This window comes from Psychrobacter sp. APC 3281 (genome assembly GCF_030407815.1).
GTDB lineage: Bacteria > Pseudomonadota > Gammaproteobacteria > Pseudomonadales > Moraxellaceae > Psychrobacter.
This window is the reverse complement of record NZ_JASDCS010000001.1, coordinates 363,545-382,018: the sequence shown is the minus strand read 5'-3', so window position 1 is coordinate 382,018 and position 18,474 is coordinate 363,545. Positions and strand designations below refer to the sequence as shown.

The 18,474-nt window shown below is 42.3% G+C and carries 17 protein-coding genes; 10 read left to right on the top strand and 7 right to left on the bottom strand.

The window, feature by feature from the left end; genetic code table 11:
* The first annotated feature begins 9 nt into the window (after nt 1–9).
* The 5 genes from QL886_RS01530 to radA all read left to right on the top strand — a co-directional run bounded on the left by QL886_RS01530 (nt 10) and on the right by radA (nt 4,472).
* Nucleotides 10–576 (top strand): HAD hydrolase family protein, encoded by a 567-nt coding sequence (locus QL886_RS01530; RefSeq protein WP_290177389.1) that lies wholly within the window; start codon nt 10–12, stop codon nt 574–576.
* The gene (gene lptC, locus QL886_RS01525; protein ID WP_290177388.1) at nt 573–1,157 is read left to right on the top strand and encodes an LPS export ABC transporter periplasmic protein LptC; all 585 of its coding nucleotides are present in this window, start codon (nt 573–575) and stop codon (nt 1,155–1,157) included. The genes QL886_RS01530 and lptC overlap by 4 nt, the downstream gene beginning before the upstream one ends.
* A 157-nt stretch (nt 1,158–1,314) precedes the next feature.
* On the top strand, nt 1,315–1,803 hold the full coding sequence (gene lptA, locus QL886_RS01520) for a lipopolysaccharide transport periplasmic protein LptA (RefSeq protein ID WP_179799007.1): 489 nt from the start codon (nt 1,315–1,317) through the stop codon (nt 1,801–1,803).
* 74 nt (nt 1,804–1,877) lie between these two features.
* On the top strand, nt 1,878–2,657 hold the full coding sequence (gene lptB, locus QL886_RS01515) for an LPS export ABC transporter ATP-binding protein (protein ID WP_101205036.1): 780 nt from the start codon (nt 1,878–1,880) through the stop codon (nt 2,655–2,657).
* A gap of 378 nt (nt 2,658–3,035) precedes the next feature.
* Entirely contained in the window at nt 3,036–4,472 is a 1,437-nt protein-coding gene (radA, locus tag QL886_RS01510) for a DNA repair protein RadA (protein WP_102094543.1), read from the top strand.
* Nucleotides 4,473–4,634: 162 nt separating this feature from the next.
* Here the strand turns inward: radA and QL886_RS01505 are convergent, their stop codons facing one another.
* Nucleotides 4,635–5,249, bottom strand: a complete 615-nt coding sequence (locus QL886_RS01505; protein WP_101205034.1) for a septal ring lytic transglycosylase RlpA family protein — start codon at nt 5,247–5,249, stop codon at nt 4,635–4,637.
* An 834-nt stretch (nt 5,250–6,083) separates the two neighbouring features.
* On the bottom strand, nt 6,084–7,226 hold the full coding sequence (gene rodA / locus QL886_RS01500) for a rod shape-determining protein RodA (protein ID WP_057760433.1): 1,143 nt from the start codon (nt 7,224–7,226) through the stop codon (nt 6,084–6,086).
* Nucleotides 7,227–7,510: 284 nt separating this feature from the next.
* Here rodA and QL886_RS01495 point away from each other — a divergent pair, with 284 nt between their 5' ends.
* Nucleotides 7,511–8,458, top strand: coding sequence for a D-Ala-D-Ala carboxypeptidase family metallohydrolase (locus QL886_RS01495; protein WP_290177387.1), 948 nt, complete (start codon nt 7,511–7,513; stop codon nt 8,456–8,458).
* Between the two features lie 268 nt (nt 8,459–8,726).
* Nucleotides 8,727–9,302, top strand: coding sequence for a hypothetical protein (locus QL886_RS01490; protein ID WP_290177386.1), 576 nt, complete (start codon nt 8,727–8,729; stop codon nt 9,300–9,302).
* Nucleotides 9,303–9,452: 150 nt separating this feature from the next.
* On the opposite strand, the gene QL886_RS01485 is transcribed toward QL886_RS01490, so the two are convergent.
* The 3 genes from QL886_RS01485 to QL886_RS01475 all read right to left on the bottom strand — a co-directional run bounded on the left by QL886_RS01485 (nt 9,453) and on the right by QL886_RS01475 (nt 12,809).
* Nucleotides 9,453–11,030, bottom strand: coding sequence for a pitrilysin family protein (locus QL886_RS01485; protein ID WP_290177385.1), 1,578 nt, complete (start codon nt 11,028–11,030; stop codon nt 9,453–9,455).
* A gap of 67 nt (nt 11,031–11,097) precedes the next feature.
* A complete protein-coding gene (locus QL886_RS01480; RefSeq protein ID WP_290177384.1) occupies nt 11,098–12,594 on the bottom strand; it encodes a pitrilysin family protein in 1,497 nt (498 codons plus the stop codon).
* 65 nt (nt 12,595–12,659) lie between these two features.
* Nucleotides 12,660–12,809: a hypothetical protein gene (locus QL886_RS01475; RefSeq protein WP_165598598.1), complete on the bottom strand. Its 150-nt coding sequence runs from the start codon at nt 12,807–12,809 to the stop codon at nt 12,660–12,662.
* Nucleotides 12,810–13,571: 762 nt separating this feature from the next.
* Between QL886_RS01475 and ftsY the strand changes: the two genes are divergently transcribed.
* Nucleotides 13,572–14,483 carry a signal recognition particle-docking protein FtsY gene (gene ftsY, locus QL886_RS01470; protein WP_227526712.1) on the top strand — a complete coding sequence of 304 codons (912 nt, stop codon included), beginning with the start codon at nt 13,572–13,574 and terminating at the stop codon, nt 14,481–14,483.
* A gap of 54 nt (nt 14,484–14,537) precedes the next feature.
* Entirely contained in the window at nt 14,538–15,104 is a 567-nt protein-coding gene (locus QL886_RS01465) for a methylated-DNA--[protein]-cysteine S-methyltransferase (protein ID WP_290177383.1), read from the top strand.
* Nucleotides 15,105–15,184: 80 nt separating this feature from the next.
* Here QL886_RS01465 and QL886_RS01460 read toward each other — a convergent pair whose 3' ends face one another.
* Complete coding sequence (locus QL886_RS01460) at nt 15,185–15,934, bottom strand: YebC/PmpR family DNA-binding transcriptional regulator (RefSeq protein ID WP_290177382.1); 750 nt, start codon at nt 15,932–15,934, stop codon at nt 15,185–15,187.
* 317 nt (nt 15,935–16,251) lie between these two features.
* Here QL886_RS01460 and QL886_RS01455 point away from each other — a divergent pair, with 317 nt between their 5' ends.
* A complete protein-coding gene (locus tag QL886_RS01455) occupies nt 16,252–17,082 on the top strand; it encodes an ion transporter (RefSeq protein WP_290177381.1) in 831 nt (276 codons plus the stop codon).
* A 33-nt stretch (nt 17,083–17,115) separates the two neighbouring features.
* On the opposite strand, the gene QL886_RS01450 is transcribed toward QL886_RS01455, so the two are convergent.
* A complete protein-coding gene (locus QL886_RS01450; protein WP_238068042.1) occupies nt 17,116–18,417 on the bottom strand; it encodes an AarF/ABC1/UbiB kinase family protein in 1,302 nt (433 codons plus the stop codon).
* Nucleotides 18,418–18,474 lie beyond the last annotated feature (57 nt).

Here is an 18,474-nt window from a genome sequence, read left to right as displayed (position 1 = left end):
AGATAAATAATGCAGGACTTGATACAGAAAGCCGGACAAGTAAAACTATTGGTCATGGATGTCGATGGAATTTTATCCAATGGTCAAATTATCTATGATGCCAATGGTGTTGAGACCAAAGCATTCTCCGTACAGGATGGTGTGGGTGTTAAGTCGTTAGCGCGTTACGGTATTTTGACAGCCATTATTACCGGTCGTAGTAGTGCAATGGTGAATAAGCGCGCAGCAGAAATGGGCGTCAACCATGTGGTTCAAGGCCGTGATGATAAATTAATCGCATTAAACGAGCTGCTATCGTCTTTAGATCCTGCCCTGAATATCACTGCTGCCGACTGTGCCTATATGGGCGATGATTTACCGGATATCAAAGCAATGCAAACAGTAGGATTCGCGGCAACCGTACCTAACGCGCATGCTGAAGTTATCAAGCGCAGTGACATGGTAACGACTCATGCTGGCGGTACTGGTGCAGTGCGCGAGATATGTGACCTTATTTTAAAAGGTCATGGACATTATCAAGACTTTATCGCGCATTACACGCTTGATGAGGCGCAAACTCAGGATAACCAGTCGTGAATACACGTGTCTTAATTGTATTAGCCTTAATTATTGCTGGTATCGCAGGTTGGTTTTTTCAGCAGCAAGGCAACGTAACGCCGCCAGTCAATATTGAAACAACAGATGTCGATTATGAAGCCACTGATATCAAAGCCGTGCAGACCAATGAACAAGGTGAAACCGAATACGAGCTTACCGCTGAGTCTTTGACGCATAATCCTGAGACCAATCAGGATGAAATGTCAGGTATTACCATGAATTGGGAACCATCTGCAGAGCAACGCTATCGTATTCAAGCGGGCAGTGCAGCTATTAGTCAACAGACAGGGGAGCTTAGTTTATCAGGTGGATTTACACTGGTGAGCGAAGGCAATAAGAGTACTCCTGATATCGAACCAATAAAAGTAACTGGTAGTACGCTAAAAGGTAATACGAAATCAGGCAAAGTATACAGTGACGCGCCTGTGAAAATCGAACAAGGCATGAATCGATTTGAAGCCTCTAGTATGACTGCCAATCTTGAGACGGGTGAGTATGAATTTGGCCAAGTGGCTGTTGCCTTTTCTCCATCTGAACGCCAAGATAAAGCATTATTTTAGTCAAAGTCTTTCTATTTACCGTATCAAAAAATAGCAGCTAGCATAAAGTTTGCAAATCCTACCACCTATTATGAAATGAGTTATTTATATGAAACTTAAATTTTTGCCTACTTTACGCGCATCATCACTCTGCTTGCACAAATTGCGCGCACTGCCAATGGTGATGTTATTGGCGCTACCGCTATATAGTCATGCATTGCCATCAGATTCTAATCAGCAGATCAAATTGCTAGCGGATAAAGCCACTTATAGTGAGCGTACCGGCGTGACCAGTTATGCAGGTAATGTCATTATTACTCAAGGTACGTTTAAGATGACGGCCGACAATATCACGGTCAATCTATCTCAGCAGCGTAGCATTAACTCAGCGGTAGCAACTGGCCGTCCAGCGACTATGCAGCAAGTAGTCACACAAGAAAAAGGCTTGGCAAAAGGGCAGGCTAACAAGATTGACTACAACGCAGTGTCTGGGATTATTACGCTAACTGGCAATGCAAAACTGGTTCAGAATGGTGCAAGCTTCGCTGGTAATGTTATCCGTTATAGCCTAAAAGCAGGTGATGTTGAAGCGACTGCTGGCGGCAATCAGCGCGTTGAACTGGTATTCCCACCTAACAATGGTACAAACCAAAGTGGCGTACGTTAATCCAAATAAACAGGCTATGAGTAAATAAGTCTGCCTTTAGCAATGCTTAAATTTTGTGAAAGTAAGAGTAAGTTATGAGCGATGATAAAAATCTAGACCTATCGGCATCAAACACCAATACGGCGCCTGTCGCTCGATTGACTATGCAAAATCTAGGCAAGCGCTACGGAAAGCGTTGGGTGGTCAAAGACGTTTCATTTTCTGTCGAGCAAGGACAAGTTGTCGGACTGTTGGGGCCTAATGGTGCTGGTAAAACGACTAGCTTCTATATGGTGGTGGGACTGGTCAATATGGATAAGGGCCGCGTTACGCTAGGTAAAATGGATTTATCTAAATATGCAATGCACGAGAGAGCGCGTGCAGGTATTGGTTATTTACCACAAGAGGCATCAATCTTTCGTAAATTGTCTATTGAAGACAATATCTTAGCTATCCTACAGACTCGCACAGAACTAAGTAAAGCTGAACAACAGCAAGAACTTGAAAAGTTGATTGGCGAGTTCCATTTAGAACATGTGCGCAAGTCTCAGGGTATGAGCGTATCAGGCGGTGAGCGTCGACGCTGTGAGATTGCGCGAGCATTGGCCGCTGATCCTAAGTTTATCTTATTGGATGAACCTTTTGCAGGGGTAGATCCTATCTCTGTCGGTGATATTAAAGACGTTATTTTGACGTTAAAAAATCGTGGCATTGGCGTTTTAATCACCGATCATAATGTTCGAGATACACTGGCTATTTGTGAAAAGGCTTATATTGTATCAGAAGGCGCTATCATTGCAGAAGGTACTTCGGCTGAAGTGTTAGAAAATGATTTAGTAAAATCTGTTTATCTAGGTAAAGACTTTCAAGTATAAGTGAGAGCGTTAAATCCCTTATCTCATACTCTATTTTATATAGTGCGCTCAAAACAAAAAGGTGCCGTTAAAGTAGAGTTATGCTGTTATAGATTTTCCTTACTTCCTATGCATTTTGCTTTACAAACGCTGCGTAAAACTACACCAATAACTTTGTTTTTCCTGATTAACTAATAAGAGCTGGCTAAAACTATTTTATATAGAGCTTATAAGCCAGTTACTACTTATATCTACAATTAACACCATTCTCTTTCAAGTACAGCTTCCAAAACCAATAGCTGACTTATCATAACAAATATTTTTGAATCAGCGCTTATAAAGCGTGACAATACTTTCTTCATTATTCTCGATTGACCCTCTGAATAAGGCTTATAAGCTATGGCAAAAAATAAAAGCAGCTATGTCTGTCAGCATTGCGGTGCGCATTTTGGTAAATGGGCCGGGCAGTGTACGGATTGCGGGGAATGGAATAGCTTGGTCGAAGCCCCAAATGTCAGCATGCCTCATCACAATAAGAGCACCGCGAAGCCTAATAACGCACGAGCTGCTACTCGTGGTACCAGTGCGCCAGCTGGTAACTACTCTGGTACTCACAGTGCTGTCATGCCGCTTAATGCAGTAAGTGTGACGCTCGACACACGCCTACCAACTGGTATCAGTGAGTTCGATCGCGTACTGGGTGGTGGGTTAGTGGCGGGTTCCGTAGTGTTAATCGGCGGTGATCCAGGTATTGGTAAATCAACGATCTTGCTGCAAACGGCGACCAATATGGCACGGGCGGATTCACTAGCAGGTAGTGCACTATATGTGACGGGTGAAGAGTCACTTGCACAGGTGGCTATGCGAGCCAAACGTTTAGACTTACCTGCTGATAGACTGCGTGTACTGGCCGAAACTAACGTAGAAACTATCTGTGCTGCATTAACGCAAGAGCAGCCAGCCATCGCGATTATTGATTCTATTCAGACGATTTATACGGACGCTATCAACTCTGCACCAGGTGGTGTCAGTCAGATTAGAGAGTCTGCTGCAATTTTGACGCGCTATGCTAAACAAACGGGAACGGCACTATTTTTAGTAGGACATGTAACTAAAGAAGGTACGTTAGCAGGTCCGCGAGTATTAGAGCATATGGTTGATACCGTCCTTTATTTTGAAGGCCAGTCTGACTCGCGTTTTCGTATGATTCGTGCGGTCAAAAATCGCTTTGGTGCGGTTAATGAACTGGGCATCTTTGGTATGACCGATATGGGGCTCAAAGAAGTCGCCAATCCATCAGCGATATTTTTAAGTCGTTATGACAAACCTGTTGCAGGTTCTGTGGTGATGGTCAGTCGTGAAGGAACAAGACCATTGTTAGTAGAAGTGCAAGCCTTGGTAGACGATTCACAAGGCTCACCTAGAAGAATGGCGCTAGGTTTAGACTTCCAGCGTTTATCCATGCTACTAGCAGTGATGCATCGCCACGGCGGGATACATACCAGTGGACAAGATGTCTACGTCAACGTCGTTGGTGGCGTCAAAGTCATAGAGACAGGATCTGATTTGGCCGTACTGTTGGCCTGTGCTTCAAGTATTAAAGAGAGAGCGTTACCATCTTCATTAGCAGTATTCGGCGAAGTTGGTCTATCGGGCGAGATACGCCCAGTACCCAACGGACAAGAGCGCCTGAAGGAAGCGATGAAACATGGGTTTAAGCATGCCATCATTCCAAAGGCCAATGCACCTGCTAAGGATGCGCCTCAGTTCAAAGGTATCAATGTGATTGCTGTTGAACGTCTTGACGATGCTATCGAAAGCGCATTTGAGTTATAAGGTATATAGAATTAATAGTACTTTATTTTGAGTAGTTCAGTCGCTACTATTAGCCTAGAGCGATAAATATAGACCATAAAAAAAGCCTAACTAATCATTAGTTAGGCTTTTTTTGCTATATAGGCTAGCAATATTATTGGTCTCTAAAACCGATACCTGAAATTAAGGTCCTGCAACGCGCTCGATAGCAACGTTACCCACGCCTTTGCTCGTAATACCGAGTTTTTTGGCAGCACCATAAGATAAATCTAACACACGATTACCATGGAATGGGCCACGATCGTTCACTTTTACCACGACACTTTTGCCATTGGTCTTGTTAGTGACTTTGACATAGCAGTTCAATGGTAATGAGCGATGCGCTGCAGTTAAACCGTTCATGTCAAAAGTTTCGCCACTGGCAGTCTTGCGACCATGAAACTTACGACCATACCAAGACGCAAGACCAGTCTGCTTGAACTTACTGACAGAGTTAGAGGCAACAGCTGTTAGGCGCTCTAGTACGTCTTCATCATTGGTAACTTGTGTCGTATCATTGGCTAACAATGAGCTGCTAAGTGCCAATGAGGTCGGTTGACGGGCTGACTTTACCAAACTTGATGCACCATCATGTTGACGGCTTAGTTCACCAAGTACACGGTCGATGTGGGAGGCGTTATCTTGCGAAATCATAGCAAGTGTGGTCTTTGCTTCTACAGCATTTGCATTGGTAGCGACTGCAGAGCCAGCAAATAGCATTGCTGACATTGTAAGTAAACCAGATAAACGCTTGTTCATAAATACCTCTATAACTTATACATCAAAACCTAACTCTAAATATTTTAGATTGAGCATGGTATTAATCTATTATTTTCATATTGATTAATGAGCGGCTCTTATAGATATTAATATATGGTAATTTTTCATTTCATTATCATCAGTATTCAGTACATCTAATAGATAGAGTGACTGATGATACGCTCAAATGATAGTTAGCGATAAGCATTGAATACAAAGTCCAAAATCAGGACTAAGTGACAATGTCACTATATGTCGTATTTACATGATGTGCGATATACAAACTTCTATAGAATGCTACGTTAATAAAAGGTTCAGAGGACATCGCGTATCGCTTTGTTATCAAACCGTTAATTAAGTAGTGTATTTGAAAGTCTGGAATCTACAAGATGCTAACTATACGGCTACGCTACAACCTAAATATATTTAAATGCAAAGTTTATTAGTAGCTATGTACGGGTTATGTATCAGAGTACAGTAAAACGAGGTTAACGCAATTTTTTGTAAAAAACAAGGAATAAAATCTTTCTAGACTCATAGGCAATTAACTGATATCGGAAATTGTGTCTATTTACTACTAAAAATAAGAGGCGCTAAAACGAATGATTATTTCGGATTTGTAACTATTATAGTGATTGATACGAACATAAATTATATGAAGACCATCAAAATAAAAAAGCCATAGCGCTAAGAATAAAACTCTTCTTCGCGCTATGGCTCATTGTCTTTTATCAAATCATTTGTAGTACAAAATAATTTATTTTAATGGTAATACCATAATTATTACAACGACTTACTCGAAAGACGAATTATACAGAAAGTACCTTATTCCAGTTAGCCAGATTTATGTGTATGGATAGACATGAGCAAGCCAAATCCTGCCATCAGAGTCACGATAGCCGTACCACCATAACTAATGAATGGTAGTGGAACACCTACGACAGGCAAAATGCCGCCAACCATACCGACATTGACGAATATATAAACAAAGAAAGACATAGCGATAGCACCCGCCAACAATCTACTATAAACATCAGGATGAGTGAAAGCGATATATAAGGCGCGTGATAAAAGGCAGAAATAAATGAACATCAGTAGCATCACACCGAGTAAACCAAACTCCTCGGAGAAGGCGGCAATAATAAAGTCAGTATGGCCTTCTGGTAGGAAATGTAGGTGTGATTGCGTGCCTTCTAGATAACCTTTTCCAGTGAGGCCACCAGAACCAATGGCTGTCTTCGATTGAATGATGTTCCACCCAGCGCCTTGTACATCTGCTTCAGGATTAAGGAGTGTCAATACCCGCGTACGCTGATAGTCATGAAGTAAAAAGTTCCAAGCAAAAGCAATAAACGGCACAGCTAAAATTACAGCAGCAGAAATCAATCGCCACGAGAGGCCTGCTAAGAAAAGCACAAATATGCCGCTAGCAGCGACCAGTAACGACGTACCAAGATCAGGCTCTTTAGCAATTAATAGCACCGGTACAATGATTAATGCCAAGGTAATAGCAATGCTAGATGCTGACGGTGGCAAATCACGCTTAGACAAAAACCAAGCACACATCATTGGCATACCAAGCTTCATAAACTCTGAAGGCTGCACACTACCGAACCCAGGCAAATTGATCCAGCGCTGAGCACCCATACGTACTTCACCGATAATATCTACCAATACCAATAATATAAGTCCTAAGACATAAAATATGGGCGTAAAAGTACGATAGAGACTGGGCGGTATCTGCGCCATGGTAAACATTACCGCGAATGCCACTCCATAACTGACCATTTGGCGAATAACCATACCAATATCTTGGCTGGCGGCGCTGTATAGAATCGTCAGACCAATACAACAAACCGTCAATAACAGTAAAGTTAACCATGGGTCGATATGAATACGTTGCCATAGTGTCGGTGCATGACCTTGACCCAAATGATGGCTCTGACGTGAAAAACGATATTGCGGGTTAGAAGACATAGGCAGAATTTGGCTAACAATTGGTGTAGGAGGGAAGTACTAACTAAATTAACTCATTATAAATAATAATGAGAATCGTACTAAAAAGTACTAACTTTAATAAAAGTATGCGAGCAAGCAATGGCTATATCATTCACAAATAATAATAAAGTCACTCAATTATAAAAGTTGTAAGGATAAGTGTTAATTATCAATATTGGACTTCAAATTAGAAGCGATAGTTTAGCCTGCTTGTTGAAAATTTGATAGTATCGATAAAACGTTTTTAGCGGTAGTTTCTTGCAATGATAAAATCAAAAATCCATGCGTATAGGCAAATTTGCCAACCTATTATTACTCTTATTCTGTGTGCTGGCAGTATCAGTGCTCATGCCGTTATTATCAGTGACGATAGTGAACGCCGTATTCAAATACGTCAAAGTAGCAGTACAAGCAATAACAGTAATGCTTATATAACGCCATCTGCCAACAGTTCAAATCAGCGTCCTGGTGTCACTATGTTGAGTGGTGCGAGTGCATCAAATGGCGACAGTATGCAAAACTTGATTGTGCAAAAGCAGCGTGATTTCGAGATTGATGCTAGGTTGTCCATTGAAGAAAACAAACGTGTGAATGTAGTGAGACGTGGTACTACTTATAGTACAGCAAACAACACCTATAATGGTGCTTATAACGATTCTATGAGTATGGACTTTAACGCATGGTTAAATAGCAATAGCTATCGTGCCAGACAAGTAGCAGAGTATGAACGCTATCTCAGCGCACGAGTCGGGTCGCAGAATGTACCGCCACTGTCGCAACTGCTGACGACTGCCCGTAGTTGGAGTAAATGCGGATATGAGCCTTATCAACTGCCACCTCAAGAACTATGGTCTAACATTGTACCAACATTACGCCTTTATAGTGAGTTGAAAAACCAAGGTATTTTACCACTTAGTAGTGAGATACGTTCGGTATATCGTAACCCAGGTTTGAATGATTGTGCAGGCGGGGCAGACGGTAGTAAGCATATGAATGCAAGTGCTATGGATATCTGGGTACCTGAGTACGAAGACAATTTATGGCGCTTGAGTACCATGCATGATGGCTTATGCCAGTTTTGGCAGTATCAAGGACAGCCTTATAACTTTGGCTTAGGATTATATGCGACAGGGGCTATCCATTTAGATACGGATGGTTATCGTAAGTGGGGGTTCAATCACGCTAGTAGTTCCTCTTCTTGCCGCTATTAATTGACTTATCAAGAATTGAGAATTCAAATGAATATAAAGTTAGCCGAGATAACGCTAGATATATATTCATTTTTATATATACTATTCTAGTGTTTACTAAAAATAATAATTTTGTAATTATTTGGTAGGATTTATAGGTTAGACGCATGAGTCCATTAAAAATTTGTTTGGTATTTAAAAACTATGCTTTAATAATATGTGTTATCAATCGCCTTTATATTTTCATGGCTTATAAAGAAAACCACCAAATTTACTTTAAGCGAAAACTATGAAAAATCAGCGCTCGACAATGAAAAGCTATCATAAATTAAATAACGAGAAGCAAGGTCTTTTGCACTCGAACTATAAGTATGGCGCTTTGTTTACTTCTGTACTTATGTCGGTATTATTGATTAATGCGTGTAGTACAGAGATGTCCTCTGAAAACAATATGATAGTGACGGATAAGGCTGATAGACATATACAAAGCTCTAAAGAGATAGAAGATAGTATCAAGAATTCTTACGCTCGTTTAGCCTCTAAGCGCTCTGATGTCTGTCCAAAATTAATTCAAGAAGAAACAGGTAATCAGGTTATCGAACGTATATCAGAGGTCATGGTAAATGACTACTGTGATTATTTTTTATATCCGCGAGAGGGTCAGCGCCTCAATGTTAAAGTAGATAACCGTCAGATAGAAGCGCTATTAATTGTGCCAACGCTACATAACTTTGCCAATGGTAATTATAAAGTAACGTCTTATGATAAGCATGTTATCCGTTTAAGCTATAACGGGGCTACCCATAAGCCTGAGCATTTTGTCTATGATGTTGCGCTAAAAATTTCTGATGCCAAGCATTCCTAACAATAAGCATTAAGAATGTTCTGCTTTTTATTTAGAAATCATAGTAATTAAAATACTTAAATAGACGCATTATGAGAAGTATTTTTTACCACTCATAATACGTTCACAAAATTAATAGGCCTTATCTTCTTTAAACCGCTTCCTAGCAATTTATTTCTTACTGGTTTTTTTTGCCGCTTTATTTTCTTTCCACGGATCTTCTTGCCCAACCGTAACTATCAAAAAGTTATCAGGTTTTAGCGTATCTCGCATGGTTTGATTGACCTCTGAAAGTGTGACTTGATCAATGCGATTGGTATAGTCAGCTAAGTAATTATTCGGCAATTGGTAAAAATTCATCATTCCAAGTAAGCCATTAATACCTGCATTGCTTGCAAATCCCATCGGAAAGCTGTTTTTCAAATTATCTGTAGTTAAGCGCATCTCCTCATTAGTGATACCTTTGTCAAGCGTTTCGTTGATAACCGCTAAACTTGCATCAATAGCCGCACGCGCCTTGTCATTACGTGTCGAAAAACCAATCTGATAGGGACCTCGAGAGAGCATTGGGTTCATCGACCCCGAGATACCATAAGTATAGCCAAGGTTCTGTCTTACCTCCGTCATTAGTCGCGCATTAAAGTCACTGCCTGCCATAACTTCGTTTCCAACAGCAAAGTTGGTCTGCTGCTGCTGTGCTATTGGGTCGGTAGCTCGTTTACTACCCAGCTGTCCCATGAGTACAGTGGTTTGAGTGCTTGGAAATGGAATATGAACGTGCTGCGCTTTGGTAAGCGGTTTCGGCTCAAGTAAATCAGTGGCAGCTTGGCCAGTAGGCAATTTAGCAGTGATGTCTTCTGCCAGTTTTTTGGCTTGTGCTAATGTCAGGTTACCGGTCATAGCGACAGATGCGTTTGCTGCCACTAGATATTTGTTTTTAAAGTCTATCAGTTGTTGCTTCTCAATCGTAGGAACGCTTTCTAGTGTGCCGACTGATGGATGCGCGTAAGGGTGAGTACCATATAGAGCCTCGTTGAAAGCGATACTTGCTAAGCTATTAGGATCTTGTTTTTGTTGCTGCAGGCCTACCAACAGTCTTGCTTTATTGCGAGCTAGAACTTGCTCGTCAAAGGTAGGTTCACTCACCATCTGTGTCATTAAGTCAATGGCTGGCAGGAGATGCTTATCATCAGATAGGCTACGCAGTGAAACGATGAACATGTCCTTATAGGCGCTACTGCTTAGATTGATGCCCAACGTTTCCACTGCACGCGTAAATGCGTTTTCATCTAGGCTTTTTGAGCCCTGTTCGAGCATCGTCGCTGTCATATTCGCAATACCAAAACCATCCTTTTTGATACTACCATCACGCGCGCTACCAGCATTAAAACGCAAATCAACATCGACAATTGGCAAGGTGGTCGTTTGTACAAACATAACAGGTACGCCAGACTTGGTCTTAAACTGTTGAATGGTCGGTACGGTGACTTTTAAAGGTTTGTCATCGGCTAAGCTGGTCAGTTTAGATAGAGCAGCAATTGGCGCACTTGCATCGACTGCAGCAGGTGAGCGGTAATCTTCAGCAGCTGTTGTATCAGCTTGAGCAGTAGTAGCCAAGATACCAAAAGCAAAAATTACGCTAGCACTGAGATAAGATCCCTTTTTAGATGCGATAGTGCTTCTTATAGAGGCTGAAGCAGTTTTAAAAGATTTTGGTTTTGCTTTAGAGTCGTATTTATTCTGAATCATGAGTTTCTTCTTATTAAGAATACGGTGCTATGGCCATTTTTATGAGACGTTTGATAATAGGCAGCGACTATTTCGCTGGGGTTTTACTGTCTTTAGGTGGCACGACATGCATCACCGTCAAGTTGTCTTTGACCAAATATTTTTTGCTGGCAGCCTGAATGTCAGCCACACTGATACCGTCGAGCTTAGCTGGTAACTTAGCAAGCAGTCTGTCATCTAGACCGATAGATTGTAACGAGCCAATCATACGTGCCTGTCCTTCCATGCTGTCTTGCGCATAAATCAAACCAGTAACCGTATTGGTCTTGGCGCGACTGATCTCGTCATCGGCAATAGGATCGGTTTTTAGCTTTTCTATTTCCGAAGTTATAGCTTGTTGTGCTTGCTCTAAGCTGACGCCTTCACGCGGTGTTGCTTGAATCAAAAACAGCCCATCACCGCGATCTAGCAAGTCGTAAGAAGTACCAACCGTCGTCAATATACCTTGCTCACGTATCAGTCGACTCTCTAAGCGTGCAGATAAGCCGCCATCGAGCACATCTTGCGCAAGTGAAAGGGCATAAGCTTGTTTTTCATTGTTGGTGCCTGCCGTGGCAAGGCTTGGCACGTTGTAACCCATCAGTAGAACGGGCACTTGAACGGCTTGCTCAGAGTCTACCTTTTGATAACCACGGAAGCCTTTTTGAGTCACAGAGGTACGTTTGGGTAGGTTGCTTTTTTCTAAATCACCAAAGTAACGTTTGACTTGAGTAAGTACTTCTTGTGGTTGCACGTCGCCGACGATGACTAACGTTGCATTATTTGGTGCATACCATGTCTTATACCAGTTTTTTAGATCTGAAAGTTTGATCGATTCTAGCTCGTTCATAGGCCCAATAACAGACTCACCCTTTGGGCTATCAGGTAAGGCCAGCAGACGAAATGACTCATACGCTTTGGCAAGCGGATTGTCATCAGTACGTTGGCGGCGCTCTTCCATGACCACTTGATGCTCTTTGGCAAATTCTTTGCCATCGAATATAAGGTTTTTCATGCGATCTGCTTCAAGCTCCAGCGCTAACGGCATACGATTGGCAGGGAATAGCTCGTAGTATCCTGTATAGTCATAACTGGTAAAGGCATTGTTGACGCCGCCAAACTTAGCAATTAGCCGCTCATAATCATCACTAGAGACATTGGTCGTGCCCTTAAACATCATGTGCTCGAGTAAATGAGAGATACCACCTTTATCAAGAGGCTCATCTGCCGAGCCCACTTGGTACCAGATTTGTGTCATAGCGACTGGGGCACGGTGGTCTTCTTTTATGACGACTTTTAGACCATTTTCTAATTGGTATTCATGTCGACCTGACATGTCCATTGTCAACTCAGACGGCTTTGTGTCTTTGCTTGTTTTATTCTCATCTGATATGTTTTGAGCCAAGCTATCTGTTGTGATTGAGCTTGTCGCGGTTGCAGAATTAGTAGGCATCGTGTTGGTTTGACACGCAGTAAGTGACGCTGCTACTGCTAAGGCACAAGCCATGCGTAATGGTGCAGCTGCTAGAGGTAAAGACAATGGCATGGTATGGTCTACTTATATAAAATAATAATAGAAGAATTAGATACTAATCATAGCGATAGAAAACATTATAAAGAGGTCTGGGCACCAACCATAACACTAGCAGTTGGTCTGAACTCTTGCGTCGTGGTGCAACCGGTCACCAATATAGTCGTCGTTAATAAAACAGCCACACTGATGCTGCTGATTTTCTTATAGTGCTTAGAGAGTAATGACATAACGGATTCCTAATAAGTTTTTATCGAATAAGTCTTGGTAGAGTAGGCGAAGTCTGACAAGTAACAGGTCAGAATTTTGTGTCTAAACCTTAAGCAAAACTTTCTCAAATCATCGAGTGATTTTTTAAACAGATAAATTTTGACGATAGTCTAATAGGGTAAGGGCTGAGCATGACTTGAATTATGCTAAAATAGGTCAAAATTAGATGTCATGTCGCTCGTAGCCAGATGACAACCTATGAATCCATTAACAATAAACAAATAATTGATCGTGATAACTTTTAGGGCAAATTTATGAACAACCCAAACAATAGCAACCGCGTAGTCATTAACCTTGATGCTGGTCTTGACGACTTAGATGACGATGATATTACCTTACCCAGTCTACCGGTGCAATCTGTGCCCATTATTGATGAAATAGAAAATATTGCTCCGCAAAAGGACAGTATGGTAAACCAAGACGTCTCTAGTAATGATGCTGCGGACAATATTGCTTTAGCGACGCCAATTGTTATGACAGAAGAGCATAATGTCCCTAAAGGTAATTCTGAAAGCTTTTCAAGCGCTACAGAGACAGGCGCTACAGGTCAATCAAATGCTGCGTCAACTATTCCCGCTATGCCGCTGCAAGAACAGTTAGGTGATACGCCAAGCGTAAACCCAGTGGCTAACAGCGACGTACAGGCAGATACTGCAAAAGAGCCTGCTACAGAGTCACAAGAGACTGAAGAAAATAAGAAGAAAGGCAGCTGGTTCAACCGTATGAAAACGGGCCTCAGTAAGTCACGCAAAAACTTAGCCGAAGGCATGGTCAGTATCTTAATCGGTGGTAAAGAGATTGATGACGAGCTATTAGAAGAAGTTGAAGATCAGCTATTGGTAGCCGATATTGGCGTCAACGCGACGAACCGTATCATCAAGAGCCTCACCGAGCAGACAGATCGTGGTGACTTGATCTATGCACACTCTCTATATAAAGCATTGCAAAGTGAGTTGGTTGATATCCTTACACCAAAAGTTGAGCCATTGGTGATTGATACTAGCAAAAAGCCGTTTGTTATATTGGTAGTAGGGGTCAATGGCGTAGGGAAAACCACAACGATTGGTAAGCTTGCCAAGCGCCTACAAGGTGAAGGCAAATCAGTCATGCTGGCAGCGGGCGATACGTTCCGTGCGGCAGCTACTGAGCAGCTACAGATTTGGGGCGAGCGCAATCATATTCCAGTGGTAGCTCAAGGTCATGGTTCTGACAGCGCTTCTGTCATTTTTGATGCAATGCAGTCAGCCAAAGCAAAAAATATCGATGTGCTTATCGCCGATACTGCGGGACGTCTGCAAAACAAGACACATTTAATGGCAGAGTTGGAGAAAGTCGTACGTGTCATGCGTAAAGCGGATCCAAGTGCCCCGCATGAAGGTATGATTGTGCTAGATGCTGGCACGGGTCAAAATGCTATCAACCAAGTCGAACTGTTTAATAAAGTTGTGCCACTGACAGGTATTACTATTACTAAGCTAGACGGTACTGCTAAAGGTGGTGTGGTATTTAATATTGCCGAAACGACAGATGTGCCTATCCGCTATATCGGTGTGGGTGAGTCGATTGATGACTTGCGTTCTTTTAGTCCGAAACAATTTGTCGCCGCTTTGTTCGAGACCGACGATAAAGAATAAGAGAGCCAGTTTTAATTGGTAAATCATTTTTGAGATAATTTGGAAGTAGACGCTATGATAGTTACCACAGCAGCCTTTGGGTCACATCGATTAACACTGATTGCTCGTGTCAATGGGCATGGTCAGCCTATGCTCGTTGAAGCCAACTGGCTGCTGGCAGGTAACTCATGGCATAGCTCAAAATCTGTACCCAAACTTAAAAAGTACTATGGCCTGACAGACGAAGACTTTACCTTTATAGATAAAAATAGCCTAAGCATGAATGAACCTGCTCAAGCATTATTAATAGAAACGATTTTTCAACTTAAAGACTATGCTGATGGTAAACGTAAGACATTGGATTTGCCTTTAGACCTCTCTATGGGTACTGAGTTCCAGAAAAGAGTATGGCAGGCACTACAAGGTATCGAGTATGGCGAAACCATCAGCTATGCCACACTCGCGCAGCGTGTCAACAGTCCAAAGGGATTCCGTGCGGTTGCGCAGGCCAATGGCAAAAACCCTTTTAGCATTATTGTTCCTTGTCATCGAGTGATTGCCAGCGACGGTAAGCTCGGTGGTTATACAGGCGGGCTAGATAAAAAAGAGTATTTACTATCATTAGAAGGAAGTTGGACGTAAAACTGAGTCTGGAGCTATTTTAATAAAAAAGGGCCAAATACTTTTAGTATCTGGCACTTTTTACTGAACAATTAATACGCTTATGCTTCAAGCTGAGCCATGACGTCAGCAGAGAAGCTCACGTTAGTATAAACCTCTTGCACATCATCAGCATCTTCTAGCATATCAATCATCTTCATGATCTTTTCAGCATCATCGACATTGTCGATCTCAGCCGTGGTAGATGGTGACATAGTAACCTCGGCGTTGTCAGAAACAAGACCAGCCGCATTAAGAGCATCTTGGACTTGACCGAAACTTTCCCATTCAGTGATAACGAGTAAGCTTTCACCATCATTTTCGATATCAATGGCGCCCGCATCTAGTGCAACGAGCATGACCTCATCTTCTAAGCTGACATCGTTAAAAGTGATTTCGCCACGTTTAGTGAATAGGTACGCCACTGAGCCTGATGTGCCAAGATTACCATCATTCTTGGTAAAAGCATGACGTACTTCGCTGACCGTACGATTAAGGTTATCCGTCATGGTTTCGACCAGTACAGCCACACCACCAACACCATAACCCTCGTAACTGACTTCTTCCATATTCTCATTATCGCCGCCACCTGTACCACGATCGACAGCACGATTAATCGTGTCGCGCGTCATATTGACTGATAGGGCTTTTTCGATAACGGCACGTAAGCGTGGGTTTTTGTCAGGATCGGGATCGCCTTGTTTGGCAGCTGAAACGATTTCGCGAATAATCTTGGTAAATATCTTACCCCTTACTGCATCCTGACGGGCTTTGCGGTGTTTAATATTTGCCCATTTTGAATGGCCTGCCATATAACATCCTTAAGTTCTACGTACTATTTTTATGGGTAAAAAAAGTGATCAACAACAACCTTCGATATCTGATTGCCTAATTTTATACTATCATTACTTTGTCTATTTGAGGTAGTAGCGCTACTGGCACGTTAACGATTTGTATGTTGTTGAGAGTGCTTTTTTGCTACACTGTGGCAACTTATAGATTGTATTCACTGTGATAGGTGAGCGATATTATAAACCAGTTTTAGCTATTTTGACCAACTTGCCCTTATCCATCACATTTTAAGTCATTGCGTGCTATCAAGCCATTGATTTTATAAAGTACTGATTCTATGAAGCAACCAACCGCCGAAGCTCTTACACACTTGCGTAACCGTACGCATATCATTATTGAAGGCACAGATACTCGTCTGGGTAAGCTCTTTGATATTGTATTGCTGATTGCAATTTTAGCCAGTGTGGCCGTCGTCATGCTTGATAGTGTGCTATATATGCGTTTGCAGTATGGCACGTTGTTCCTTTATGCAGAGTGGTTTTTTACCATTTTGTTTACCATTGAGTATGCGTTAAGACTGTTCTCAGCACCCAACCGCTTACGCTATGCTTTTAGCTTCTTTGGGATAGTAGACTTACTATCTGTATTACCAAGTTATTTGAGCTTAATGTTTGTGGGCGTGCAGTATCTACTCGTGATACGGGTATTACGTATTTTACGTGTGTTCCGCGTTCTTAAGCTCAAAGCCTATATGCAACAGGCTGGGTTTTTAGCGTCTGCATTAAAAACCAGTCAGCAGAAAATTACGGTCTTTTTCTTATCGCTTGTATTATTGGTAACCATCTTTGGTTCAATTATTTATGTGGTAGAAGGGCCGGAAAATGGATTTACCAGTATTCCATTGTCTATCTACTGGGCAGTTGTCACCATGACGACGGTTGGCTATGGTGATATGTCACCCAAAACACCGCTCGGCCAAGCAATTGCAACCATGGTCATGATCACGGGTTATTCGATTATTGCGGTACCAACAGGTATTTTCACATCAGAGCTAGCACGTAACATGCGTCCACAACTTAACCCAGTGACTTGTCCAAACTGTGGTAAGTTCGGCCATGCAGTAGGGGCAGACTTTTGCGATCGTTGTGGACACGCGCTACATATCTAAAGATAGATTTAATCGTGAAAGTACATGAATATATTACGCATCGATGTATTCATCAACCAGTGGAGACAGGTCGATCTCGACGCCTAGATTGACCAGATTCCAGTATTGTCCTGATACAGTACGATCTAGCATCATAGTGGTGGCTGAGGGTTGAAACTGACCAAAGTACTTTAAAGACGTACGCATCTGTGCAATTGCCTCGTGATGGACTTGGCTACTGCCAAAATCAAATGAACCTTCTTGATACGGGCTAATAGATAAAGGTTTTAGACCAATCGATAGCCACTTTTCATAAAACTCACCAGGGATGTTCTTATCATCTTCGCGGCGAATATCTAGGGCAATCAAATCCTGTTCAAGTGCAGTGACGTCACCTCTTAGCGCATGTTTGACAAAGCGTTTGAATAGCTGCACTTCGCTATCACTATAACTGCGGATACCCCCAAAATCATATGCCACGACACTGCCGTCATGACGGAACGCAAAGTTACCTGGATGAGGGTCGCAGTGCATACGGTACAACCCAAACAGCTGCCCTGCGGTAAAATGAAACAGACGCTCTGCTATTTTTTGTTTGACGTCATTGTCCCATGTCGCAGCGACAGTCAATGTCTCTCCCATCTCTTCGGTCAACGTTAAAATCCGTCTAGAAGAATGGCTGCTAATCACTTTTGGAATAATAAGGCCTTCATCTTCTGCATGAAAAGCGCCGAATACGCGTAAGTTATGAGCTTCTTTAACATAGTCCAATTCATCGTGCAGACTCTGGCGAATCTCATTGAAAAGCTGCTCTTGTAGTTGCTTACTCATATTGAGCACGCCAGCGATTTTTAATGCCATACGCACTTGTTTGAGATCGCTATCGCAGTTTTCATCGACATCAGGATACTGGACTTTAACTACCACTTTTTGACCCGATGGCAACGTCGCTTTGTGCACTTGTCCAATAGATGCTGCGGCAAAGGGTGTCTCTTCAAACTCGCTGAATAATTCTAAGATTGGCGCTTTCAGTTCGCGTTCAACTTGAGCTCGTATCTGCGCATACGGCATTGGCGGCGCATCTTTCTGTAGCTTTTCGAGCGCTGATGCAACCTCAGGCGGGAACACATCCTTATATTGTGAAGCAATCTGTCCGACCTTCATCACTGCGCCTTTCATCTCACCCAACGTTTCGGCAATTTGAACGCCCACGTCTTGCATCAGATCTGAGCGAGCTTGCAGACGTTTTTCTTCGTCACTTGAGAGATGCTTAAATGAGTTTTTAGCGGCTTTGCCAGCAATACTTGCTGTCATACCAGCGAGTTTCATAAAGCGTTTTCCGGACGATTTTGCCATTCATGTCACCGTATAATGGGTTGTTTGCTCAGTCGTAATTCTATTATTTTAATTGCA